Source organism: Bacillota bacterium, from assembly GCA_012839765.1.
Taxonomy (GTDB): domain Bacteria; phylum Bacillota; class Limnochordia; order DUMW01; family DUMW01; genus DUMW01.
The window spans coordinates 24,958-45,251 of the sequence record DUMW01000101.1; the positions used below are offsets into that span (position 1 = coordinate 24,958).

Sequence of the window (20,294 nt, forward strand, 5' to 3'; positions counted from 1 at the left end):
TCTGAAGGGGAAGAATACTGTAATGTTGGAAGGAGCGAGCCTGTAGATGATTGTGGGAATTCCCCGGGCCCTTGGTTATTACGATTATTGGCCTTTGTGGAAGACGTTTTTTGCGGAACTGGGGGTGGCCACCAAGCTTTCCCCGAAGACCACCAAGAAGATGCTTGATTTCGGTACCCAGCATGCGGCCGATGGCACCTGTCTGCCGGTGAAAGTGTGCTATGGGCATGTGGCCCACTTGGTGGCCCAGGGTGTGGATTACGTTTTCCTTCCCCGGATGGTCAGTGTGGATGTCCGGGAGTATATTTGTCCTAAGTTCATGGGTTTGCCCGATCTCCAGCAAAGCATGTTTCCCGACGTTCCGTTCCTCAGTCCCCGCATCGATGCCAAACAGAACATTGGATTCGCCGAGGCCCTCACCGTTGTGGGGCAAAGGTTAGGCCAGGGTCGGCGGAAGGTTCGCCGGGCCGTGGAGCAAGCTTTGCGGACCCAGGAGTTGTATGAGCAGGCCACGGATTTGGGAACTAGTCCCTATGATGCTCTGCGGATGTGGGAAAACGGTCGGGTTAGTCTCTATCGGGAGCTGTCCCAGGTGACCAGCGGTTCCTTAAACCTTTTGGAGGAGCTGGCCTCCGCCCGGGAGGAACGATCCAGTTTACTCCTCGGTTTGCTTGGGCACCCCTATTTGCTTTATGACGATCATTTGAGTATGGGCGTGATTCCGCACCTGAAGGCCATGGGTGTTACCATCTGGACCACCGATATGCTGCCCGGGGGCACTGTGCACCAGCTGGCCCAGCAGTGGACGAAACCGGTGTTTTGGACCTCGGCCAAACGGAACATGGGGGCCGCCCGGTACTATGCCCAGGCTGGGTTCGACGGGGTGATCTACCTTTCCGCCTTCCCCTGCGGCACCGATTCCATGGTGCTTAGCCTAATCGAAGAAGTGGTGCGTAAGGCCGGTATCCCCTTCATGACTTTGACCGTCGATGAACACACGGGTGAGGCGGGGATGCTGACCCGTTTGGAGGCCTTTGTGGATATGATTCGTTGGAGGGTGCGGCAATGAAGATTACCTTTCCCCACATGGGTACATTGCATATCCCCGGAGCCTGCCTCTTTCGGGAACTGGGCCATGAGGTGGTGGTGGCCCCCCAACAGACCAAGCGCACCTTGGACCTGGGGACCAAGTACAGTCCCGAGTGGGCCTGTTTGCCCCTGAAGCTCACCGTGGGTAACTACATCGAGGCCTTGGAAAAGGGAGCCGACACCATTGTGATGGCCGGTGGGACAGGACCATGTCGTTTCGGGTACTATGCCGAGGTCCAGCGCCAAATCTTGTCAGAATTGGGTTATAACTATACAATGATAGTTGTGGAGCCGCCGGATCAGGGGCTTCCGGAGCTTTTGGGCCGGCTGAGCGCACTAAAAGGGGACAAGGGCCCCAAAGAACTCTGGCGTGCTATGCGCTTGGCCTGGGAGAAGTTCAAAGCCTGTGATCGACTGGAACAGCAGGCCAACTGGTCCCGGGCGGTGGAAAAGACGCCTCGTGCGGTGAGCCGCTGTCTGGAGCGGGCTTTAACGGCAGTGGACCGGGCGGCGACAGTGCCGCAGGTGAAGCAGGCGGTGGCCGATGGCCTTGGGGCGATACGGGCTTGCGAGATCCCGGGGGCGAAGCCAAAGTACCGTATCGGTTTCGTCGGGGAGATATACACGGTTCTTGAGCCCTTTGTGAACATGCAGATCGAAGAGAAACTGGGGATGTTGGGGGCCTACGTGGACCGCACCATCTATCTGAGTCAATGGATCCGCCAACACGTCTTTTTGTCCTTCCGCAACAAGGCCTATCACCGGCGTTTGAGCAGGGAAAGTGCTCCCTATTTGAACCACTTTGTTGGGGGCCATGGACTGGAGTCGGTGGCCCATACTCTGCGAATGGCCCGGGCTGGGTATGACGGAGTGGTGCATATTCTACCCTTCACCTGCATGCCTGAAGTGGTGGCCCAGAGTGTGCTCCAGAAGATCAGCCGCCAGATGAACTTCCCGGTGTTGACGCTGGTGGTGGACGAACATACCGGTGAGGCGGGCTTTGATACCCGGCTGGAGGCCTTTGTGGATCTCATCCAGCGGCGGAAGAGCAATTCGTTTATATCCACTGTCCAGTGAGTAGAGTGTAAATCAGATGTAAGGGGGGAGGGCGCTTCCTGAACAAGAAGGGAGAGCGCCTGTGTGTTATGCGGAAAGGTTATCTAGGGATCGATGTGGGTTCCGTCAGTACTAATCTGGTGGTGGTGGACGAACAGTTTACGGTGCTTGAGAGCCTGTACCTACGGACCCAAGGCAAGCCCATCGAGATCTTGCAAAAGGGGTTACGCCAGTTGGCGGAGCATCTGGATGGAGTGGAGATCGCCGCGGTGGGTTCCACGGGCAGTGGCCGACAGCTGGCGGGCGTGATGGTCGGGGCCGATGTGGTGAAAAACGAGATTACCGCCCACGCGGTGGCCGCATCCATTGTGGTGCCCGACGTACGGACGGTGCTGGAGATCGGGGGACAGGACTCCAAGATCATCATCCTCCGGGATGGGGTTGTGGTGGACTTCGCCATGAATACAGTTTGTGCTGCCGGTACCGGTTCCTTCTTGGATCAGCAGGCGGCCCGGCTGGGGGTACCCATCGAGGAGTTCGGATCCTTGGCTCTGAAGGCCACGAACCCGGTGCGGATCGCGGGCCGATGTACGGTCTTTGCGGAATCGGATATGATCCACAAGCAGCAGATGGGACATCCCGTGGAGGACATTGTCGCGGGGTTATGTGAGGCCATGGTGCGCAACTACCTGAACAATGTGGGCAAAGGAAAAGAGATCCTTCCCCCCGTGGTCTTCCAGGGTGGGGTAGCGGCCAACGTGGGCATCAAAGAGGCCTTCGCCAAGGCCCTGGGCACGGAGATCGTGGTTCCCCCCTATTTTGGTGTGATGGGGGCCATTGGCGCGGCGGTCCTCGCTAAGGAAGAGGTGGAGCATCGGAAACAGAAGACTTCCTTTGCGGGCTTTGAGATCACCCATGCCACCTATGGGGCCACCAGCTTCGAATGCGAAGACTGTCCAAACCATTGTGAGATTGTGAATATTATGCGGGACGGCGTGGTTGTGGCCCGCTGGGGTTCCCGCTGTGGTAAATACAGCACGACCCAATCCCAGGCCAGTTAATCCTTTGCAAAGCTCTCAGACTGTGATAAACTGTGGGTATTAATTGAGTTTAGGCGGTGGAAGTTGATGCGAGAGCTGTTGCGGGATAACATGGAGATCAATCACCAGGGGCATTTGGTGATTAGCGGTTGTGACGTGACCAAACTGGCCGCAATTTACGGCACGCCGTTATATATCCTGGATGAAGTGCTCATCCGCCGGGCTTGTCGGGAATATGTCACCTCCTTCGCCGCGCTGTTTGAGGAAAGCCAGGTGCTTTATGCGGGCAAGGCTTTTTTGACCACAGGTATGTGTCAGATCATCAACGAAGAGGGCTTGGGGTTGGATGTGGTTTCCGGCGGAGAGCTGTATACGGCGTTGGCCAGCGGGTTTCCCAAAGAAAAGATCTTTTTCCACGGGAATAACAAGTCCCCGGAGGAAATAGACTTTGCTTTAGAAGCGGACATCGGTTGTTTTGTGGTAGATAATCTTTGGGAACTGGAGCTTTTGAACCAGAAGGCCAAGGCCCACCAAAGGCGGGCCCGGGTGCTTTTGCGCATTACCCCGGGGGTGGAGGCCCATACCCATGTCTATGTGCAGACCGGCCAGCTGGATTCCAAGTTCGGCTTTGGGCTGGCCAAGGGAGTAGCCATGGAAGCGGTGAAAAGGGCCTTAGCCGCGGAATTTATTGATTGGTTGGGCCTACACTGCCACATCGGTTCCCAGATCCTCGATCTTGAGTGCTACAGTGTGGCGGTGGACCTGATGTTCGATTTTATGGCGCAGATTAAGGAGGAGACGGGCCGGGAAGTGCGTATCCTGGATCTAGGGGGCGGGTTGGGGATCCGCTATACCAAGGAGGATCAGCCGAAAACCCCCCGGCAGTGGGCCCAGCACCTGGCCCAGAGCGTCCAGGAGGCGGCAAGGAAGTACCGGTTGGGGATTCCGAAGATCTGTGTGGAGCCGGGACGTTCCATCGTGGGACCCGCGGGAAGCACCCTGTACACCATCGGTTCCATCAAACACATCCCAGGGATTCGCACCTATGTGGCGGTGGATGGGGGGATGAGCGACAATCCGCGGGTGGCTTTGTACGATGCGAAATATGAAGGGATCGTGGCCAACAAGGCCCACCAGCCCTGCACCCAGGTGGTTTCGGTGGCGGGCAAGTGTTGTGAATCGGGGGATATGCTCATCTGGGATCTGCCGGTGCCGGAGGTGACTGCGGGGGATCTGTTGGCGGTCTTTGCCACCGGAGCCTACAACTTTTCCATGGCTAGCAATTACAACCGGCTCTTGCGTCCGCCGGTGGTGCTGGTGAACAATGGGACCCATCGGTTGTTGGTACGGGGTCAGACCTACGAGGATTTGATTGACGACGATCTGGATTTATCCGATTCTGGGGAATGTTCAAGAGTATCTTAGCGAACGGAGTTAGCCATGTTGAATAGTATAGTTCAGCTGCTACTTCAGGTGTTGGCCGTTCTTTTTGCCATCAGTGTCCATGAGTATGCCCACGGGTTTGTCTCTTACAAGTTGGGAGATCCTACGCCCCGCCTGGAGGGCAGGCTGTCCCTGAATCCCCTGGTCCACTTGGATCCCATTGGGACTTTAATGCTGGTGATTTTCCGCTTTGGCTGGGCGAAACCAGTGCTGGTGAACCCGAGGTACTATGAGAATCCCCGGTTGGGGACGGTCTATGTGAGTTTGGCGGGGCCTGCGGCCAATGTGCTTACGGCTTATCTTTTCGCCCTGGCCCGTTGGTTGCTGTTTTATTTCCTCGGCTCCTTCGGGTTGTTGCCTAGGGTGGACTTTTTCGTGTTGGCCCTGTTGCATTTCTTTTTCAGTATAAACATCGTCATTAACCTGGGCCTGGCCGCCTTCAATCTCCTGCCGGTACCTCCCTTGGACGGTTCTAAAATCCTAGCCGGCGTGTTGCCCTATCGGTATCGGCGGGTGTTGTATAGCCTCGAGCAATATGGGCCGGTGATCCTGGTGCTGCTTTTGGTGACGGGGATTGCCGGACGTATCGCCTTGCCCTTGGCTAGGCTTTTGGGATATTTCATTCTGTAATCATGTGGACCAGGATAAAACAAGTACTGCGCTACCTTTTCCGCCGGATGGGACCGGAGGAGAAGGCCTTGGTGCAAAGATTCTTAGACGAGCAGGAACAGGTCCTCTTTTGGACTATGGGCGAAGGGGATCAGCTGCATTGTGTGTCGGTGGCCCGGGAGATCTTCAAGGAAGACTTGTCCCTGGAGGAAAAGACCCTTTTGGTGAAGGCCGCCTTGCTGCACGATGTGGGCAAGGCTGTGGGCGCCCTTTCGCTTTTGGATCGGATTTTGTATACTATAGTGGATAGGCTGGTGCCTTTTTATTTGACTGATCTGCAAGCACCAACAAGGGCCCGCTCCTTTCTTGAACGTAGGAGACAAGCCCTGGTGATCTTGCACCAACACGCCCAGCTAGGTGCCCGCATGGTGGAGAAGATCGGCTGTGCGCCAGAGGTGGTGGCCCTTGTGGAGGCCCATCATCGGAATTCCAGTGAAGGACGGGATTGGCAGTTGCTGCGGCTTTTGCAAAGGGCAGATCAGCGCAATTGAGATAGGAGGAGGTTTTGCGCCTTGGGCGCAGGATACTATGGCTGGAGAGAAGAAAGGCAGAATCCTCAGTGGGATGCGGCCCACTGGCAAGTTGCATTTGGGTAATCTGTTCGGTGCTTTGGACAACTGGGTCAAGCTCCAGGAGGAATATGAGTGTTTTTTCATGGTGGCCGACTGGCACGCCTTGACTACCGGTTATGAAGATACTTCGGAGTTGCGGAACAATACCCTGGAACTGGTCATCGATTGGCTCAGTGCCGGCTTGGATCCGACCAAGGCGGTGATCTTTCGCCAGTCCGATGTGAAGGAACACGCAGAGCTTTATCTATTACTTTCCATGATTACCCCCCTCGGCTGGCTGGAGCGGTGTCCCACCTATAAGGAACAGTTGAAGGAGCTTTCGGGACGGGATATTACCACCCACGGTTTTTTGGGGTATCCGGTGCTGATGGCGGCGGACATCCTGGTGTATAAATCCGACACGGTGCCCGTGGGAGAGGACCAACTGCCTCACCTGGAACTGGCCAGGGAAATGGTACGGCGGTTCAATTACTTGTACAAACCGGTCTTCCCCGAACCCCAGCATAAGCTGAATCGGGTGACCCTGCTTCCTGGTACCGACGGGCGGAAGATGAGTAAAAGCTATGGTAACGAGATCAGGATCTCCGATGATGAGCAGACCCTGCGGAAGAAGGTAGCCCAGATGGTCACAGACCCCGCCCGGGTGCGGCGTACAGACCCGGGGAATCCGGAGGTCTGTTCAGTGTTTACTATGCACAAAGCCTTTGGGGACAATGCCCTGTTGACGGAGATCGACCAGAAATGTCGCACGGCGGAGATTGGCTGTGTGGACTGCAAGCGGCGCCTGGCGGATAATATGGTGGCTTATCTGCGTCCTATGTGGGAGCGGCGCTCAGCCCTGGAGCAGGATCCCCAGCAACTAAAGAACATCCTGCAGGAGGGGGCGGTTCGGGCCCGGGAAGTGGCCAGCCGGACCCTGGCAGAAGTGCGGGAGGCCATGGGTCTTTAGACGATGGCTTACCAGGTTAAGCTGCCCATTTTCGAGGGGCCACTGGATCTACTGTTGACCTTGGTGGAGGAGGAAAAGTTGCCCATCACCGAGGTGGCCTTAAGCCAAGTGGCTGACCAGTATCTGGATTATGTGGCGGCATTGCCGGAAATCGATCTTAAGTATTGCACCCAGTTTCTCACCTACGCGGTGACCCTTTTTCAGCTGAAGGTAGCGGCTTTGCTTCCTCCACCGTTGGTGGATGAAGAGGAGGCCTTGGTTGATCCCGAAGAGGAACAGCAGCTTCTGGTGGCCCGGCTCATCGAGTACCGGATGTTTAAGCGGTTGGCCCAGGAATTGCGCAAGCACGCGGCCACCGTAGCCGGGACCTTCAGCCGACCCTACGCCACCGTCCCCCGGGCAAAGCCCAAACCCTTGGAGGGTATCGGAGTGGAGCGGCTGGTGGCCGCCTATGTACAGGTGATCCGGGCCCAGGAAGAAAGGGAAGAGGTCTTGCGCCCGGTCCGGGGCAAGTTGGATCTGGGCCGGCGCATTGTGGAGATCTACCGGCGGTTGCGCAAAGTGAAACGCACCTCCTTTTTCCAGCTGGCCGGCGGTGGCCAGGAGCCTCTGGAGAAGCTGGGAGTGTTCCTGGCGTTACTGGAGCTTACCGATCGGGGACGGATCCGCTTGGAACAGCCGGAACCCTTCGCGGACATTGAGGTATCATTAGTCGTTCCTACGGAGGAAGGTCAGTGAAGGAGAAACTGAAAGGGGCCTTGGAGGCGGTTTTGTTTGCCGCCAAGGCTCCGGTTAATTTGGATTGTCTAGCCCGTCTTTTACACCTTTCCCCCGCCGAGGTGGAGGGGTTGCTCGGGGAACTGAAGGAAGAACTTGCCAGTCCCACCCGGGGGGTAGCTCTATTTTATCATGCTGGAGGATATCAGTTGCGGACCAAAGGGGAGTTCGAGGAAATGTTGGCGGAACTAGGCCGCCAGGTGGAATCGCGCTTGAGTGACGCCGCCCTCGAGACTTTGGGGATTATCGCCTACAAGCAACCCATTACCCGTAGTGAGATCGAAGAGATCCGGGGTGTGCGGGCCGATGCTGCCATCAAGACCCTACTGGAGCGGGGGTTGATAGAGGAAGTGGGACGCAAGCAGACCATCGGTCGACCTGTGTTGTATGGTACCACGGAGCTATTCTTGGAGAGCTTTGGTCTGGAAAGTCTAGAATCTCTGCCCAAGGTGGAGTAATTGAGTGACAATTTGGATAGAATAGGCTAGGGTGAGATCGTGACCGTTGTTCTGATCCTTAGCCTTTTTTTCTTGCTTCTTAGTCCCGTCTTCGTCCGGGTATCGGTGCTGCTGGAAAACGACCGGGCCGATGTGGTGGTCTCCCAGCGGCTGTTTTTTCTGGTGAATATCCGTTGGCAACGAAGCTTTCATCCTCAGCAATTGCTGCAATGGGCCCTGGAACGTAGTGGTGCCGAGGTGGCCGACAGGCTCCAGGAACTACGTGCGTTGTTCCAGGAGCGCTGGATGCGGATTGCCACCCATCGCACATTGCTTGGCCTCGGGTACATGCTGATAACCGGGCAGCCTCCCCACAGGGAGGCACCTTCGCACCAGATTCGGCGGATGGCCGGGCACCTTCTGCAAAACACCTTGGGAAAACTACGGGCCTTTCGCCTCAAGACGGTGGTCGGCAGAGACGATGCCGCATCCAGTGCCACCACCTACGGAATCCTTGCCGCCTGCGGTGGCTGGTTACAAGGTTACCTGGTGCACCACAGTTCTGTTCAAAACCTGGAGATTGTTATTCTTCCTCACTTCGACGGTCCGCGGCTTCTTGTGGACCTAGACTGCATATTTCGCTTCATTCCCGGCCATATTATACTAGTAGCACTGGGTAATCTGGTACAAGCACTGTTTCGGAAAGGGGCCAGTTGGCTATGGACGGAAATTCACAGCACCCCATCGAAGGCATCATGAAGACCGCCATGGAGAATATTAAGACGATGGTGGATGTCAACACCATCCTGGGGGATCCGGTGGAGACCGCCGATGGGTCCGTGATTATCCCCGTCTCCCGGGTCAGCTTTGGCTTTGCCGCCGGGGGCAGTGAGTTTACCTCGGAAAACCAAAGAAACGCCACCCAAAACAACAAGGAATCCTACCCCTTTGGGGGCGGCAGCGGTGCCGGTATTTCTCTTCATCCGGTGGCCTTCCTGGTGCTGAGCGGTGGCCAGGTGCGGTTGCTGCCCATCAGCAAGGAAGCCATCTTGGACCGGGTCTTGGATCTGGTGCCCCAGGTCATGGACCAGCTGACCAGCAAGGGGAACAACAATTCCACCTCCACTTTATTGCGGAACAAACCCTAGCTTGCCCGTGGGCCGTAAGTACCATCCTTTCCTTCGGGGCATAAAATGGATTGACGCCTTAGGGGAGGGATTGCATGCGGCGGATGGTACAAAGGCCCCATGTGGTGGTGATTGGTGGAGGTTTTGCCGGTTGTGCCGCGGCGGTGGCGGCACGCACGAGCGGTGTGCAGGTAACCCTACTGGAACGGACTAACCTGCTTTTGGGCAGTGGCCTAGTGGGCGGCATCATCAAGAACAACGGGCGGTTGACGGCCTGGGAGGAACTGCGGTACTTAGGAGCCCATGGCTTTCTTCAGGTGATCGAAAGCTGTCTTCTTCACTGCAATATTGATTTTCCCGGTCACCGGCACGCAAGTTTGTACGATGTGGATTCCATTGAACCGGAAGTCCGGACATATCTAAAGGAGATTGGGGTGGAACTGCGGCTGGAAAGCCGGGTGGTGGATGCCATCGTCGCTGGCCGTAGGGTAGTCTCGGTGGTCCTAGAGGATGGGGAGATCATTGAAGGAGAAGCCTTCATTGAGGCTACCGGTTCCGCAGGTCCCATGGGCAATTGCCTGCGGCACGGTGCCGGTTGTGTAATGTGCATCTTCCGGTGTCCTGCCTTTGGGGGGAGGGTGAGCATCAGTGCCAAGGCGGGGGTGCAGGATATTATCGGGGATTTCAGTGGAATGTCCGGTTCTTGTGAGATCCCCAAGGGAAACCTTGGCCGCTGGCTGGTGGATCGTCTGGAGAGTAACGGCTATCTTGTGATCCCCATTCCTAAATACATCGCCCACGGGGATGTCTTGGATGTGAAAGCCTGTCAGCAATATGCCCTGCCGGAATATGCCCACAATTTGATTCTCCTCGATACAGGAAAAGTAAAGGTGATGACCCCCTATTTCCCCCTGGAACTGATCCGACAACTACCAGGGTTTCAAAGGGTGAAGTATGCGGATCCCTACGCGGGTGGACGGGGCAATTCAGTGCGCCTTAGTGTGATTACCCCCCATGAGCTGACCCTGCGGGTTACCGGGCTGGAAAACTTCTATGCCGCAGGGGAGAAGCTGGGACCTTTGGTGGGGCATACGGAGGCTTTGGTTACAGGTTTCTTGGCCGGCCACAATGGTGCCCGGACTGCCCTGGATCTTCCGCCCATTGTCCTGCCAGAGGAACTTGCCTGCGGAGATTTCGTCAAAGAGTCCCAGCAAACGGTGCTCAAAGAGAACCCGGGGAAAGTGCGGTTTACCTTCTCCGGCAGCACATACTTTGCCCGGATGCAGGAGCTGGGGTTGTACACTACCCATCTCGGGGAGATTGAAGCCCGGGTAAACCGCACGGGACTGACCGGGATCTTTGCCAAACGGTTACTATAGATTACAGTTTAAGCTCCATCAGAGTCGCTCCGGAATCCAGAGCGATAAGCTTTACCATCCCCTCGGTGATCAATCCCACCGTGGGACGGGGATCGTCGCCCTTGGGTAGGGAGGGGCTACCTGGATTGAAGAAGATGGTGTTATTTGTCTTTTCCATCACTGGCACATGGGTATGACCTGACACCCATAGCCGGACCCGGTATTTTTCCGCCAAGATCAAGGCCTCGTCCGGTGCATAGCGATGACCATGGGTCAAAAGGATCCGGCCCCAGGGTGCTTCCAATAGGGCGAAGGGGGCCTGCATGGGGATATCGATCACCATCTGGTCCACATCGCTGTCGCAATTCCCTTGGACGATGACCAGGGGGATGGGACAAGCATTCAAAGCCTCTGCCAATTGGACTGTGCCATAGCCGGCGGGTAGGGGATTCCGCGCCCCGTGGTACAGCACATCTCCTGCATGCAGAATCATATCTACTTCCTGAAATACAGAGTTTAAAGCCTTTTCCCAAGCTTCCACACTGCCGTGGGTATCGCTGATTATTCCGATCCGCATTGTTGTGTCTCTCCTTCTACTTAGTGTTTGGTCACAGTGTACCGTTGATCCGTCACCGCCGTCAAGTAATTCCAGGGCTTCGCGGGCGCTTATTGATGGGAGGATCCACCGAACAAGTCTGCTTTCCAGATGACGCATTGCCGAATCTTGATAAGGGTTCAAAGCGGCGACGGGCACACTGACACGGAGGTAGGGCTACTCCCGTGTTTTTGCTAGGGGGAACATGGTACTTCTGTGAAGGCCCTATGGATATTGTCCAGGACTTTCGGTAGAATAAACCTGGGAGGAAGTACCATGGAAGTACGCGTGCAAAAGATTCTAGCGCAAGCGGGCTATGGTTCTCGGCGGGCTTGCGAGGAATTGATTGTCCAAGGACGGGTTCGGGTCAATGGTGCAGTGGTGCAACTGGGGGCCAAGGCGGATCCGGAAAGGGATCGCGTCACAGTGGATGGTGAGCCCGTGCGCCTGGTAGCGGATTTCCGCTACTTAATGCTGCACAAACCCGCTGGTTACTTAACCGCAGTGAGGGATCCCCATAAACCAACCATTATGGATCTGTTGCCGGAGATGTCAGTGCGAGTTTTTCCGGTGGGTCGGCTGGATTTCGATACCGAAGGTCTTCTGGTGCTCACCAACGACGGGGAGTTGGCTCACCTGTTGTTGCATCCTCGCTACGGTGTAAAGAAGACCTACCTTGCAGAGGTGGAAGGGGTGCCGTCGGCCAAGACTTTGGCGCGGCTGCGTAAAGGGGTCAGACTAGTTGATGGATGGACATCCCCCGCCGAGGTGGAACTGATCAGCCACAGCAAGACCACCAGCATCCTCAGGATGACCCTGCGGGAGGGTCGCAAGCGGCAGGTGAAACGGATGTGCCGCCAGGTGGGGCATCCGGTGCTTTACTTGAAGCGGATCAGCTTCGGACCCCTGGAGTTGGGGGATTTAGGGCTTGGTCAGTGGCGGGACCTTACCCCCCAAGAGGTGAACCAGCTATTGCGGTTGAAGGAGAAGAATCAAGGACGCTAGTGCCCTGGGGAAGCCCTGAACCAGGGGGCGGGGGGGGTCCTGGGGTGATCCCCTGCCTTCGGTGCACAAAGTAGACAATTGTATGGGGTAAGATTGGATCAATAATGCAATCCCAATGGCCTTTCCTTGATGGTTCGCTTTAGCCCCCTTGCTTTTTTCGGCCATGGGTCGGTGATCAAGACCGAGGACACGTCCAGTTATACTGGAAAGCAAACTGGTAGGAGGTAAACCCAATGAAGAAAATACGGTATGGTCCCATTAATCCCAAATTGCCGGTCCTGTGGCACGGTGCTGACTATAACCCCGATCAATGGCTTTATGATTCCAAGGTGCTCGAGGAAGATGTGCGGCTAATGAAGCTTGCGGGTTGTAACGTGATGTCGGTGGGGATCTTCGCTTGGGCTGCCTTAGAACCGGCGGAGGGTGAGTACAACTTTGCCTGGCTGGATAGGATTATTGACCGCCTGTATGAAAACGGGGTCTATACGATCTTGGCCACTCCCAGTGGGGCGAGGCCCGCGTGGATGTCTAAAAAGTATCCTGAGGTTTTACGGGTGGGGCCCAACCGGGTACGGATCCTCCATGGGGAACGACACAATCATTGTCCTACCTCGCCCGTTTACCGGGAGAAGGTCCGGCAGATCAACTGGCTGTTGGCGGAGCGGTATGGAAAACATCCGGGCCTTGTACTGTGGCATGTCTCCAACGAGTACGGCGGCGAATGCCATTGTGACCTTTGTCAGGAAGCCTTTCGGGCTTGGCTGAAGGAACGATATGATCACGATTTGGACAAACTGAACTTCGCCTGGTGGAACGCCTTCTGGAGTCATACCTTTACCGATTGGTCCCAGATTGAATCTCCAGCTCCCCACGGTGAACGGATGACCCATGGTTTGGTCTTGGACTGGAAACGGTTTGTGACCCATCAGACCATAGACTTTTTCAAAAACGAAATTGCTCCATTGAGAGAGCTGACCCCGGACATACCGGTGACCACAAACTTCATGGGTACATATCCCGGCCTCGATTACTGGTCCTTCGCCAAGGAAGTGGACGTGGTTTCCTGGGACAGCTATCCCCGCTGGCACGGAAGGGATGAGGATTGGGTCACTGGACTGAAAACGGCCTTTGTCCATGATCTGAATCGCTGTCTTAAGGGTGGCAAACCCTTCATGCTTATGGAAAGTACGCCTAGTCTTACCAATTGGCAGGGGGTGGCCAAAACGAAACGGCCGGGGATGCATTTACTTTCTTCGTTACAGGCTGTGGCCCACGGTTCGGATACGGTCCAGTATTTCCAATGGCGTAAGAGCCGAGGCAGTAGTGAGAAGTTCCACGGTGCGGTGGTGGATCATTGTGGCCATGAAAATACCCGGGTCTTTGGGGACGTGGCCCAGGTGGGTGAGGCTTTAAAGAAGTTGTCCCCGGTACTGGGTACCACTGTACGACCCGATGTGGCCGTCATCTATGATACGGAAAACCGCTGGGCAATTACCGAGGCCCAGGGTTTCAATATGGAGCATAAAGCATATGAGTGGACCTGCCAGCAGCATTACGGGGCCTTTTGGCAGCTGGGCATTCCCGTGGATGTGATCAACATGGATTGCGATTTTTCCGGTTACAAGCTCCTCGTTGCCCCCATGCTGTATATGGTTCGTCCCGGCGTAGCCGAGCGTATCGAGGAATTCGTGGCCCAGGGAGGCGTTTTTGTGGCCACTTACGCCTCCGGTATGGTGGATGAAAGTGACCTGTGTTTCCTCGGTGGTTTTCCTGGACCCTTACGCCGGGTGCTGGGCATTTGGTCCGAAGAGATTGATTCCCTCTATCCGGAGGATGTGAATTATCTGACTATGGTACCGGGGAACAGCCTGGGCCTTGAGGGAGATTACGAGATACGAATCTTCTGTGAGCTTATCCATGCGGAAACCTGTGAGGTTCTCGCAACGTACAGGGAAGACTTCTACGCCGGCAGGCCCGCCCTCACTAAGAATAACTTTGGCAAGGGCTCTGCCTACTATATGGCCTGTCGTTGTGAGGAACGTTTCCTATGGTATTTCTATCGCAGTCTTGTTCAGGAGATTAATCTCCTCCGGGCTTTGGATGTGGAATTACCCCATGGGGTAACCGCGCAACTTCGTTCCGACGGGACTCATGATTACATTTTCCTGATGAACTTCACACCTAAGACTCAGGCAGTGGACCTGGGGACGGACTCCTATGTGGATTTGCTTACGGAAAGGGCTGTCACCGGAACCGTCGCCTTGGACGGTTATGGTGTACTGGTGCTTACCAAGGCCTAAGCCGATAGACCAGTGCTTAGCTGGGAAGGAATTAATGGCACAGGCCCGAACATTGTAGACAAGAGATCAGATTCCCGGGAGGGATTTTCATGATTAGTTGTTGGATCGCCAGTTCCTTTGAGCGGGTGTATAGAAACTCGTACCCGAAACCTAATCGCTACTGCCGGCTTGACTTGGGGCAAGGTGATCGGGGTTCTTTCCAAGCCTGTATCAGGAACGGTACCCTGACCAGTCGGACGGTGGATGTGGAGTGCAGTTCTGACGTGTTGGATGTTAAGGTGCGGCGGGTGGGATACGTGCCGGTGCCCCATCTGAACACCGAAACCCCATTGGACCAGTTGGACGGGTTGGGACAGATTCCAGGGTTTGTTCCTGACCCCCTGTTTTGGGATTTAACCGGTTCCCTGGAACCGGAGGAAACCCGGAGCTTTTGGGTGACGGTGAAAACACCCAGGGATTGCTCTCCCGGTGTGTATTCCCTTGTTTTCCGCTTTCGGCTGGACGACGGGGAAGAATATACCGTAGAGGCTTGCGTCGTTGTACATCCGGTGACCTTGGAAAAACGAAAGGATTTCCCGGTTACCCACTGGTTCTACACCGACGCCCTATGTGATTGGTATGGTGTCAATCCCTTCGATGAGGGCTTCTGGCGCATCGTAAAACCCTATATTGAAGACTTGGTGGAACACGGTACCAACGTCTTACACACCCCTCTGTTTACTCCCCCCACCGACGGGGTAAAGCGTCCAACCCAGCTTTTGGCTATCCGCCGGGATGGGGACAGGTATGAGTTTGACTGGTCCCAGGTGAAAAGATGGGTGGATTTGGCTCGGACGTGTGGTGTGGAGTATTTCGAATGGCCCCATCTGTTCTCCCAGTGGGGTGTGACCAATGCCATCCGCATCTACGAAAACTATGACGGACAATACGAGGACCGTTTACTCTGGCCTCCGGAAACCGGGGCGGATTCTGAAGTGTACAGAAACTTCCTGTCCCAATTCCTGCCGGCCTTCAAAGCCTTCCTCGATGCCGAGGGCTTAGTGGATAGTTCCTTCTTCCATTTGTCCGATGAGCCCCACGGGGAAGAGCATCTGGCTAATTACCGCAAGGCTAGGGCCATTTTGAAGGAGCTTGCCCCTTGGATGAAGGTGATGGATGCGGTAAGTGAGGTGGCCTTTGCAGAATCGGGCCTTACGGATATGCCCGTTGCCAGTATCCTGACGTCCCTGGAGTTTTACCACAGGGGCATTCCCCGTTGGGATTACTTCTGCTGTGTCCCCCGGGGGAATTTCCTCAACCGGCTGGTGGATACACCCTTGGCCAAGATTCGGGGTGCCGGTTGGTTATTCTACCGGTTTGAGTCCCGGGGTTTTCTCCATTGGGGCTACAACTACTGGTACAAGCGGGCCACCACCCAGTTGATTGATCCCTATACGGTTCTGTCCGCCCATGCTTGGCCAAACTGGCCCTATGGGGACACTTTCGTGGTTTATCCCGGCAGTGACGGACCCATCAGCTCCCTTCGGTGGGAAGTCTTTGGGGAATCCCTGAATGACTATGCTTTGCTCCAGACTCTGGGTATTCCCGTAGACAGTCCGCAACTGCGTGGTTTCAAGGGTTACGATGATTACCCCAAAGATGGGCAGTGGTACCAGCAGACTCGAGCTGTTCTGTTGGCCACTGCAAGCAAGTAGGCTCAAAGGCTCCTTCAGGACGGGTATTGTTTCCCGTCCTGAAGGTTTAGCTGGGTATTCCCTTTCCTGTGCAGGTGAGCATGCCATCGGTTTTCCGGTTTCTTATCCTTCCGGCTCCTTCCCGTAGCATGATTGCATAATTGTCTCCGACAATGGGTCAACCTTGGTCTACCGGAAGTTGGGGCCGCCCAAGGGCGATTTGTACTCCCGGGGTGTGCTCCGGGCGGTAAGCAATCGGGAGGAACCCGGGACAGGGTGTGTCGAAGTACGGTGTAGGTTGTCTTGCTTGTCTGGAAACGTGAAAGCGCTTGGTGGGATCGTACCATTGTCCGATTCTATCCGATGGAGTGAGTACCAGTGAGGATCTTAAAAAGTCCGTAAAGGGGAGTTGATGTTATGGAGTGGACGGCCCAGTGGATCTGGACCCAAGAAAAACTGGCCCCTGTTAACAATTTTGTGCGGTTTCGTCGGGTGTTTGAGGCGCAGAAAAGGGCCCTATGTCATATCACCGCCCGCAGTAGGTATGCGTTGTATATCAACGGGGAATACCTGGGACAGGGGCCAGTTCGGTCCTGGCCCAACCATTTGCGCTATGATACATATGATCTCAGTCCCTACCTACGGGAAGGGAAAAACTGTATTGCGGTGTTGGTCTACGACCCGGTGTTCGGGAACTTTCAATACTTGCCGCAACCGCCGGGGCTGTTGGCCCAGATCGAGACCGAGCAGGGGGTGATCGGGACCGATAGTACCTGGAAGGTGTCCGTGGAGCCAGCGATGGTTCCCGTTACCCCGCGTATTAGTTGTCAGCAGGCCTTTGAAGAGCAATATGATGCCCGGAAAGAGGAACCTTGGAAGTGTGTCAACTATGAGGATTCCCACTGGCCCCAGGCCCATGGGGTGGGGCCTGTGACTTCGGATATAACCTTAAAGCCGAGGGATATTCCCTTCTTAACCCTGGATCCGGTGCTGCCGCAGCGGATTGTGAAGGTGGAAGCTGTAACATCGGCACCCTACATTTGGAACATCTTTCCCAAACCCTATGTGGCACCCGGGGATTATTCCACCAACAATTTGCTCTGTCATGCCTACATCTTCACCCAGATCTGGAGCCCGGAAGAGACCGAGGCGGAGTTCATCCGGCCCAAAGGTGACTTTCAAGACTTTAAACTCAATGGCCAGCTGATGTCCGATGTCCGGGTGAAGCTCCGTCAGGGTTGGAACCAGTTGCTGATCCCCTATGAGGGAATGCGGCACGGGGTGGAGCTTTGCTTGGTGGTGAGAACCGAAAGCAGACTGCGTTTTGCCTGTCGTGGGGACGCGGGCGGTAGTCCCTGGGCAGTGATTGGCCCCTTCCCCTTGACCCAACGGCAACAGCAGAGGGCTGCGAACCACATGGACGAATCCTTGATCCTCTGCCGGCCGCTAGTGGCAGCGGCCACCGCGGAGGCCGCTGTCCGGGTGTGGGAGCAGCAGGATCTGGAGTGGGCCTTGGAGCAACCCTTCTTCAGAGAGGTGGCTGCCGAGGATCTGCCCGAGGTGAACGTCTTTGCCCAGTCCTATACCGATAAGGTCCACGATGAGGAGGTGAGGATCGAGGCGGTGGAAGCGCTGCTCAGCGACAACCATCAATGGACTACTGTCTATCCGGTCCCGGGGAAGGATGTACGGATCCTGTTGGATTATGGGGACGAAGTGGTGGGCTTCCAGCGGCTGGAGGTGGAGGCACCCGAAGGGACCATTCTAGATTTTCACAACTTCGAGTTTATCCAGCCTGATGGTCGATACAACTTTGCCGAGGGGATGAATAACAGTTTTCGGTATATCTGCCGGGGAGGAAGGCAAAGCTATCAGACCTTTGTGCGGAGAGGTTTTCGGTACAGTTATGTTACCATCCGAGATTTCCACCAGCCGGTGCGGTTCCGGAAGCTTGAAGTATTGCATAACACCTATCCTCAACGGAATACGGGTAGTTTCCAGTGTTCCGATGCCCTGCTGAACCGGATCTGGCAGGTGGGGGCGCGGACCTTGGAACTGTGCAGTGAGGACACCTACGTGGACTGCCCCACCTATGAGCAGGTTCTTTGGGTAGGGGATGCTCGAAACGAAGCTCTGATCGATTGGGTGATTAACGGTGATCCCAGGCTTTGGTACCGGTGCTTGGAATTGGCGGGTCAAAGCTTGGAACGTTCGAAGATTGTTGAATCCCACGTTCCCAGTGCCTGGCAGAATATCTTACCCGCCTGGAGCCTGCTGTGGATGCGTTCCTGCTGGGAGTATTATCTTTTTACCAAGGACAGGGCGGGTTCAGAAAAACTGCTTCAGTTTGTGAAAGAGAACGTGGCTGGGCTGCGAAGCTACCTGAACCGGCAACATCTTTTGGATATTCGGGCGTGGAACCTTTTTGACTGGGCCCCTATGGATACCCCTACCCGGGGAGTGGTGACCCACCAAAACTGTTTGGCGGTGGTTGCTTTGCGGGAAGCCGCCACCTTTGCTGCATCCCTTGGGGAACCGGATACAGCCCGCGACTTTGAGGTGTTTGCCCAGGGACTTGATGAGGCCATCAACCGCTATTTATGGAACGAGACCAAAGGAGCCTACACCGATTGCCTGCGGCCGGACGGGAGTATGAGTCCGGTGTATAGCCAGCAGACCCAAACCGTCGCCTATCTTTCCGGTGTAGCCAAGGGAGAACGGGCGGAGAGCTGTCGGAGGATCATCTACGACCCGCCCGAGGATTTTGTTCGATCCGGTAGTCCCTTCTTTCAGTTCTTCCTACTGGAGGCTTTGAAACAGGACCAACGGGATCAGGAGTTTATCGATATCATCCGTCGTGACTGGGGCTTTATGATCGAGATGGGGGCCACCACCTTCTGGGAGATGTGGCACCGGGACAAACCCCGCATGACCCGCAGTCATTGCCATGCCTGGTCAGCTGCGCCCACCTATTTCCTTAGCACCCATGTGTTGGGCGTCCGACCGATCCAACCAGGTTTTGATAAGGTGGTGATCGAACCCCACCCGGGGGATCTGAAGTGGTGCCGGGGCACGATGCCCACGCTTTTAGGTCCCATTACGGTGTACTGGTATCGGGACCAGGAGGTCCTTCGGGTGGAGGTGTCGGCGCCCGAGGAGGTGCAAGTGGAGTTCAACTGTCCCCAGGGAACAGTGAGAATTCTAAACGGTCTGATCATCGATTAAACCGGTTTTTCATGCCCCCCGAACCCAAGTGCAGACCCCCTTTTGCACACTGGTTCGGGGGTATTTTTGTGCCCGGGATTCCTATCTCAGGGAAAGATAGGTCTAAAGGGTCATTACAATGGCCCGGCCTAACTCATAGATTGAAGCATAAGCACTAAGCTTTTGAACCACTCCGCAGCTAAAACAAGTGAGGTGAACAATGTGGGTTTCAGATGTGCTTGCCCATGTCCCGTAGATAGAGGTGCTTACAGCACTTTGGTTGCTGACCACCTGAGGCACCTGCGGTTTTGCAGTCGCTTTGCCTGTTGTCCTAGCCCGCCTGTGACACCAGCTCCTGCTCCTGTTCAGACCAATGAACAAACCAATGTCCAAGTCTGTGTTCCCGTGAACTTCCTCGGGATTGGTATCACCGCAGGCCTTGATGGAATCCTTGCCGGGTCTCAGAACTTGCAGTTAGATGCCCAACAGAGGACTGGAGTTGTGAAAACCCCCCTAGGTGACGTGCACGTGACCTTGGTCCCAAAGACCGGCGGTGCCGCCAGCTAAGGGTAAGTTAAGAAAATAAGAAAATTTGATTAAGAGGTGAATGAATATGGCGATTATCCCTGAGAACACCACTGGGCCGGTGCAGACCAATGAGCAGACCAACGTCCAGGTGTGTGTGCCCATTAATACTCTGGAGATCAGTGCCGACGTTAGTCTTGGCGGATTGCTTGATGGTGCCGCGGTAGCTGGTTCCGCCCAAGGAGTGGGAGTGGCTGCGGGTAATGCGATTACTCCAAACTCCATCTCGGTGCGCATCGACACCAGTTCTCCGGAAAAGGTGAGTGTAACCATTAACGGCGAGCCAGTGCCAGTTCAGTAGGTTAGCCTAGGATGGTCAGGGCCTGCCTGTGGCGGGTCCTGACCAATTTGATAATCTGGCAGGGGAGCTATTGGCGCGAGGACAAATATGTCATATAATATTATCATAATTTGG

At 55.5% G+C, this 20,294-nt stretch carries 19 protein-coding genes; 18 read left to right on the forward strand and 1 reads right to left on the reverse strand.

Annotated elements, in window-relative coordinates; translation table 11 throughout:
- Positions 1-46 precede the first annotated feature (46 nt).
- The 12 genes from GXX57_10170 (at position 47) to GXX57_10225 (ending at position 10,538) form a co-directional block, all read left to right on the forward strand.
- A complete protein-coding gene (locus GXX57_10170) occupies positions 47-1,069 on the forward strand; it encodes a hypothetical protein (GenBank protein ID HHV45012.1) in 1,023 nt (340 codons plus the stop codon).
- Complete coding sequence (locus tag GXX57_10175; protein ID HHV45013.1) at positions 1,066-2,166, forward strand: CoA protein activase; 1,101 nt, start codon at positions 1,066-1,068, stop codon at positions 2,164-2,166. The genes GXX57_10170 and GXX57_10175 overlap by 4 nt, the downstream gene beginning before the upstream one ends.
- Before the next feature lie 68 nt (positions 2,167-2,234).
- Complete coding sequence (locus GXX57_10180; protein HHV45014.1) at positions 2,235-3,206, forward strand: 2-hydroxyglutaryl-CoA dehydratase; 972 nt, start codon at positions 2,235-2,237, stop codon at positions 3,204-3,206.
- Positions 3,207-3,281: 75 nt separating this feature from the next.
- Complete coding sequence (lysA, locus tag GXX57_10185; GenBank protein ID HHV45015.1) at positions 3,282-4,610, forward strand: diaminopimelate decarboxylase; 1,329 nt, start codon at positions 3,282-3,284, stop codon at positions 4,608-4,610.
- A 15-nt stretch (positions 4,611-4,625) separates the two neighbouring features.
- Entirely contained in the window at positions 4,626-5,258 is a 633-nt protein-coding gene (locus tag GXX57_10190) for a site-2 protease family protein (protein ID HHV45016.1), read from the forward strand.
- 71 nt (positions 5,259-5,329) lie between these two features.
- The gene (locus tag GXX57_10195; protein HHV45017.1) at positions 5,330-5,788 is read left to right on the forward strand and encodes an HDIG domain-containing protein; all 459 of its coding nucleotides are present in this window, start codon (positions 5,330-5,332) and stop codon (positions 5,786-5,788) included.
- 37 nt (positions 5,789-5,825) lie between these two features.
- On the forward strand, positions 5,826-6,818 hold the full coding sequence (gene trpS, locus GXX57_10200; protein HHV45018.1) for a tryptophan--tRNA ligase: 993 nt from the start codon (positions 5,826-5,828) through the stop codon (positions 6,816-6,818).
- Between the two features lie 3 nt (positions 6,819-6,821).
- Positions 6,822-7,556, forward strand: a complete 735-nt coding sequence (locus GXX57_10205) for a segregation/condensation protein A (GenBank protein ID HHV45019.1) — start codon at positions 6,822-6,824, stop codon at positions 7,554-7,556.
- Positions 7,553-8,053 (forward strand): SMC-Scp complex subunit ScpB, encoded by a 501-nt coding sequence (scpB, locus tag GXX57_10210; protein HHV45020.1) that lies wholly within the window; start codon positions 7,553-7,555, stop codon positions 8,051-8,053. Before GXX57_10205 ends, scpB begins: the two co-directional genes overlap by 4 nt.
- A 39-nt stretch (positions 8,054-8,092) precedes the next feature.
- Complete coding sequence (locus tag GXX57_10215; GenBank protein HHV45021.1) at positions 8,093-8,791, forward strand: hypothetical protein; 699 nt, start codon at positions 8,093-8,095, stop codon at positions 8,789-8,791.
- Entirely contained in the window at positions 8,752-9,180 is a 429-nt protein-coding gene (ytfJ, locus tag GXX57_10220) for a sporulation protein YtfJ (protein HHV45022.1), read from the forward strand. Before GXX57_10215 ends, ytfJ begins: the two co-directional genes overlap by 40 nt.
- An 83-nt stretch (positions 9,181-9,263) precedes the next feature.
- A complete protein-coding gene (locus tag GXX57_10225) occupies positions 9,264-10,538 on the forward strand; it encodes an FAD-dependent oxidoreductase (GenBank protein HHV45023.1) in 1,275 nt (424 codons plus the stop codon).
- A gap of 1 nt (position 10,539) precedes the next feature.
- Here the strand turns inward: GXX57_10225 and yfcE are convergent, their stop codons facing one another.
- Complete coding sequence (yfcE, locus tag GXX57_10230; protein ID HHV45024.1) at positions 10,540-11,094, reverse strand: phosphodiesterase; 555 nt, start codon at positions 11,092-11,094, stop codon at positions 10,540-10,542.
- A 294-nt stretch (positions 11,095-11,388) separates the two neighbouring features.
- Between yfcE and GXX57_10235 the strand changes: the two genes are divergently transcribed.
- The 6 genes from GXX57_10235 (at position 11,389) to GXX57_10260 (ending at position 20,180) form a co-directional block, all read left to right on the forward strand.
- A complete protein-coding gene (locus GXX57_10235) occupies positions 11,389-12,117 on the forward strand; it encodes an rRNA pseudouridine synthase (GenBank protein HHV45025.1) in 729 nt (242 codons plus the stop codon).
- 233 nt (positions 12,118-12,350) lie between these two features.
- A complete protein-coding gene (locus GXX57_10240; protein HHV45026.1) occupies positions 12,351-14,417 on the forward strand; it encodes a beta-galactosidase in 2,067 nt (688 codons plus the stop codon).
- Between the two features lie 89 nt (positions 14,418-14,506).
- Complete coding sequence (locus GXX57_10245) at positions 14,507-16,111, forward strand: DUF4091 domain-containing protein (protein HHV45027.1); 1,605 nt, start codon at positions 14,507-14,509, stop codon at positions 16,109-16,111.
- Positions 16,112-16,507: 396 nt separating this feature from the next.
- On the forward strand, positions 16,508-19,315 hold the full coding sequence (locus GXX57_10250; protein HHV45028.1) for a family 78 glycoside hydrolase catalytic domain: 2,808 nt from the start codon (positions 16,508-16,510) through the stop codon (positions 19,313-19,315).
- A 321-nt stretch (positions 19,316-19,636) separates the two neighbouring features.
- Positions 19,637-19,861 carry a hypothetical protein gene (locus GXX57_10255; protein HHV45029.1) on the forward strand — a complete coding sequence of 75 codons (225 nt, stop codon included), beginning with the start codon at positions 19,637-19,639 and terminating at the stop codon, positions 19,859-19,861.
- Between the two features lie 46 nt (positions 19,862-19,907).
- A complete protein-coding gene (locus GXX57_10260) occupies positions 19,908-20,180 on the forward strand; it encodes a hypothetical protein (GenBank protein ID HHV45030.1) in 273 nt (90 codons plus the stop codon).
- The last annotated feature ends 114 nt before the right edge of the window (positions 20,181-20,294 follow it).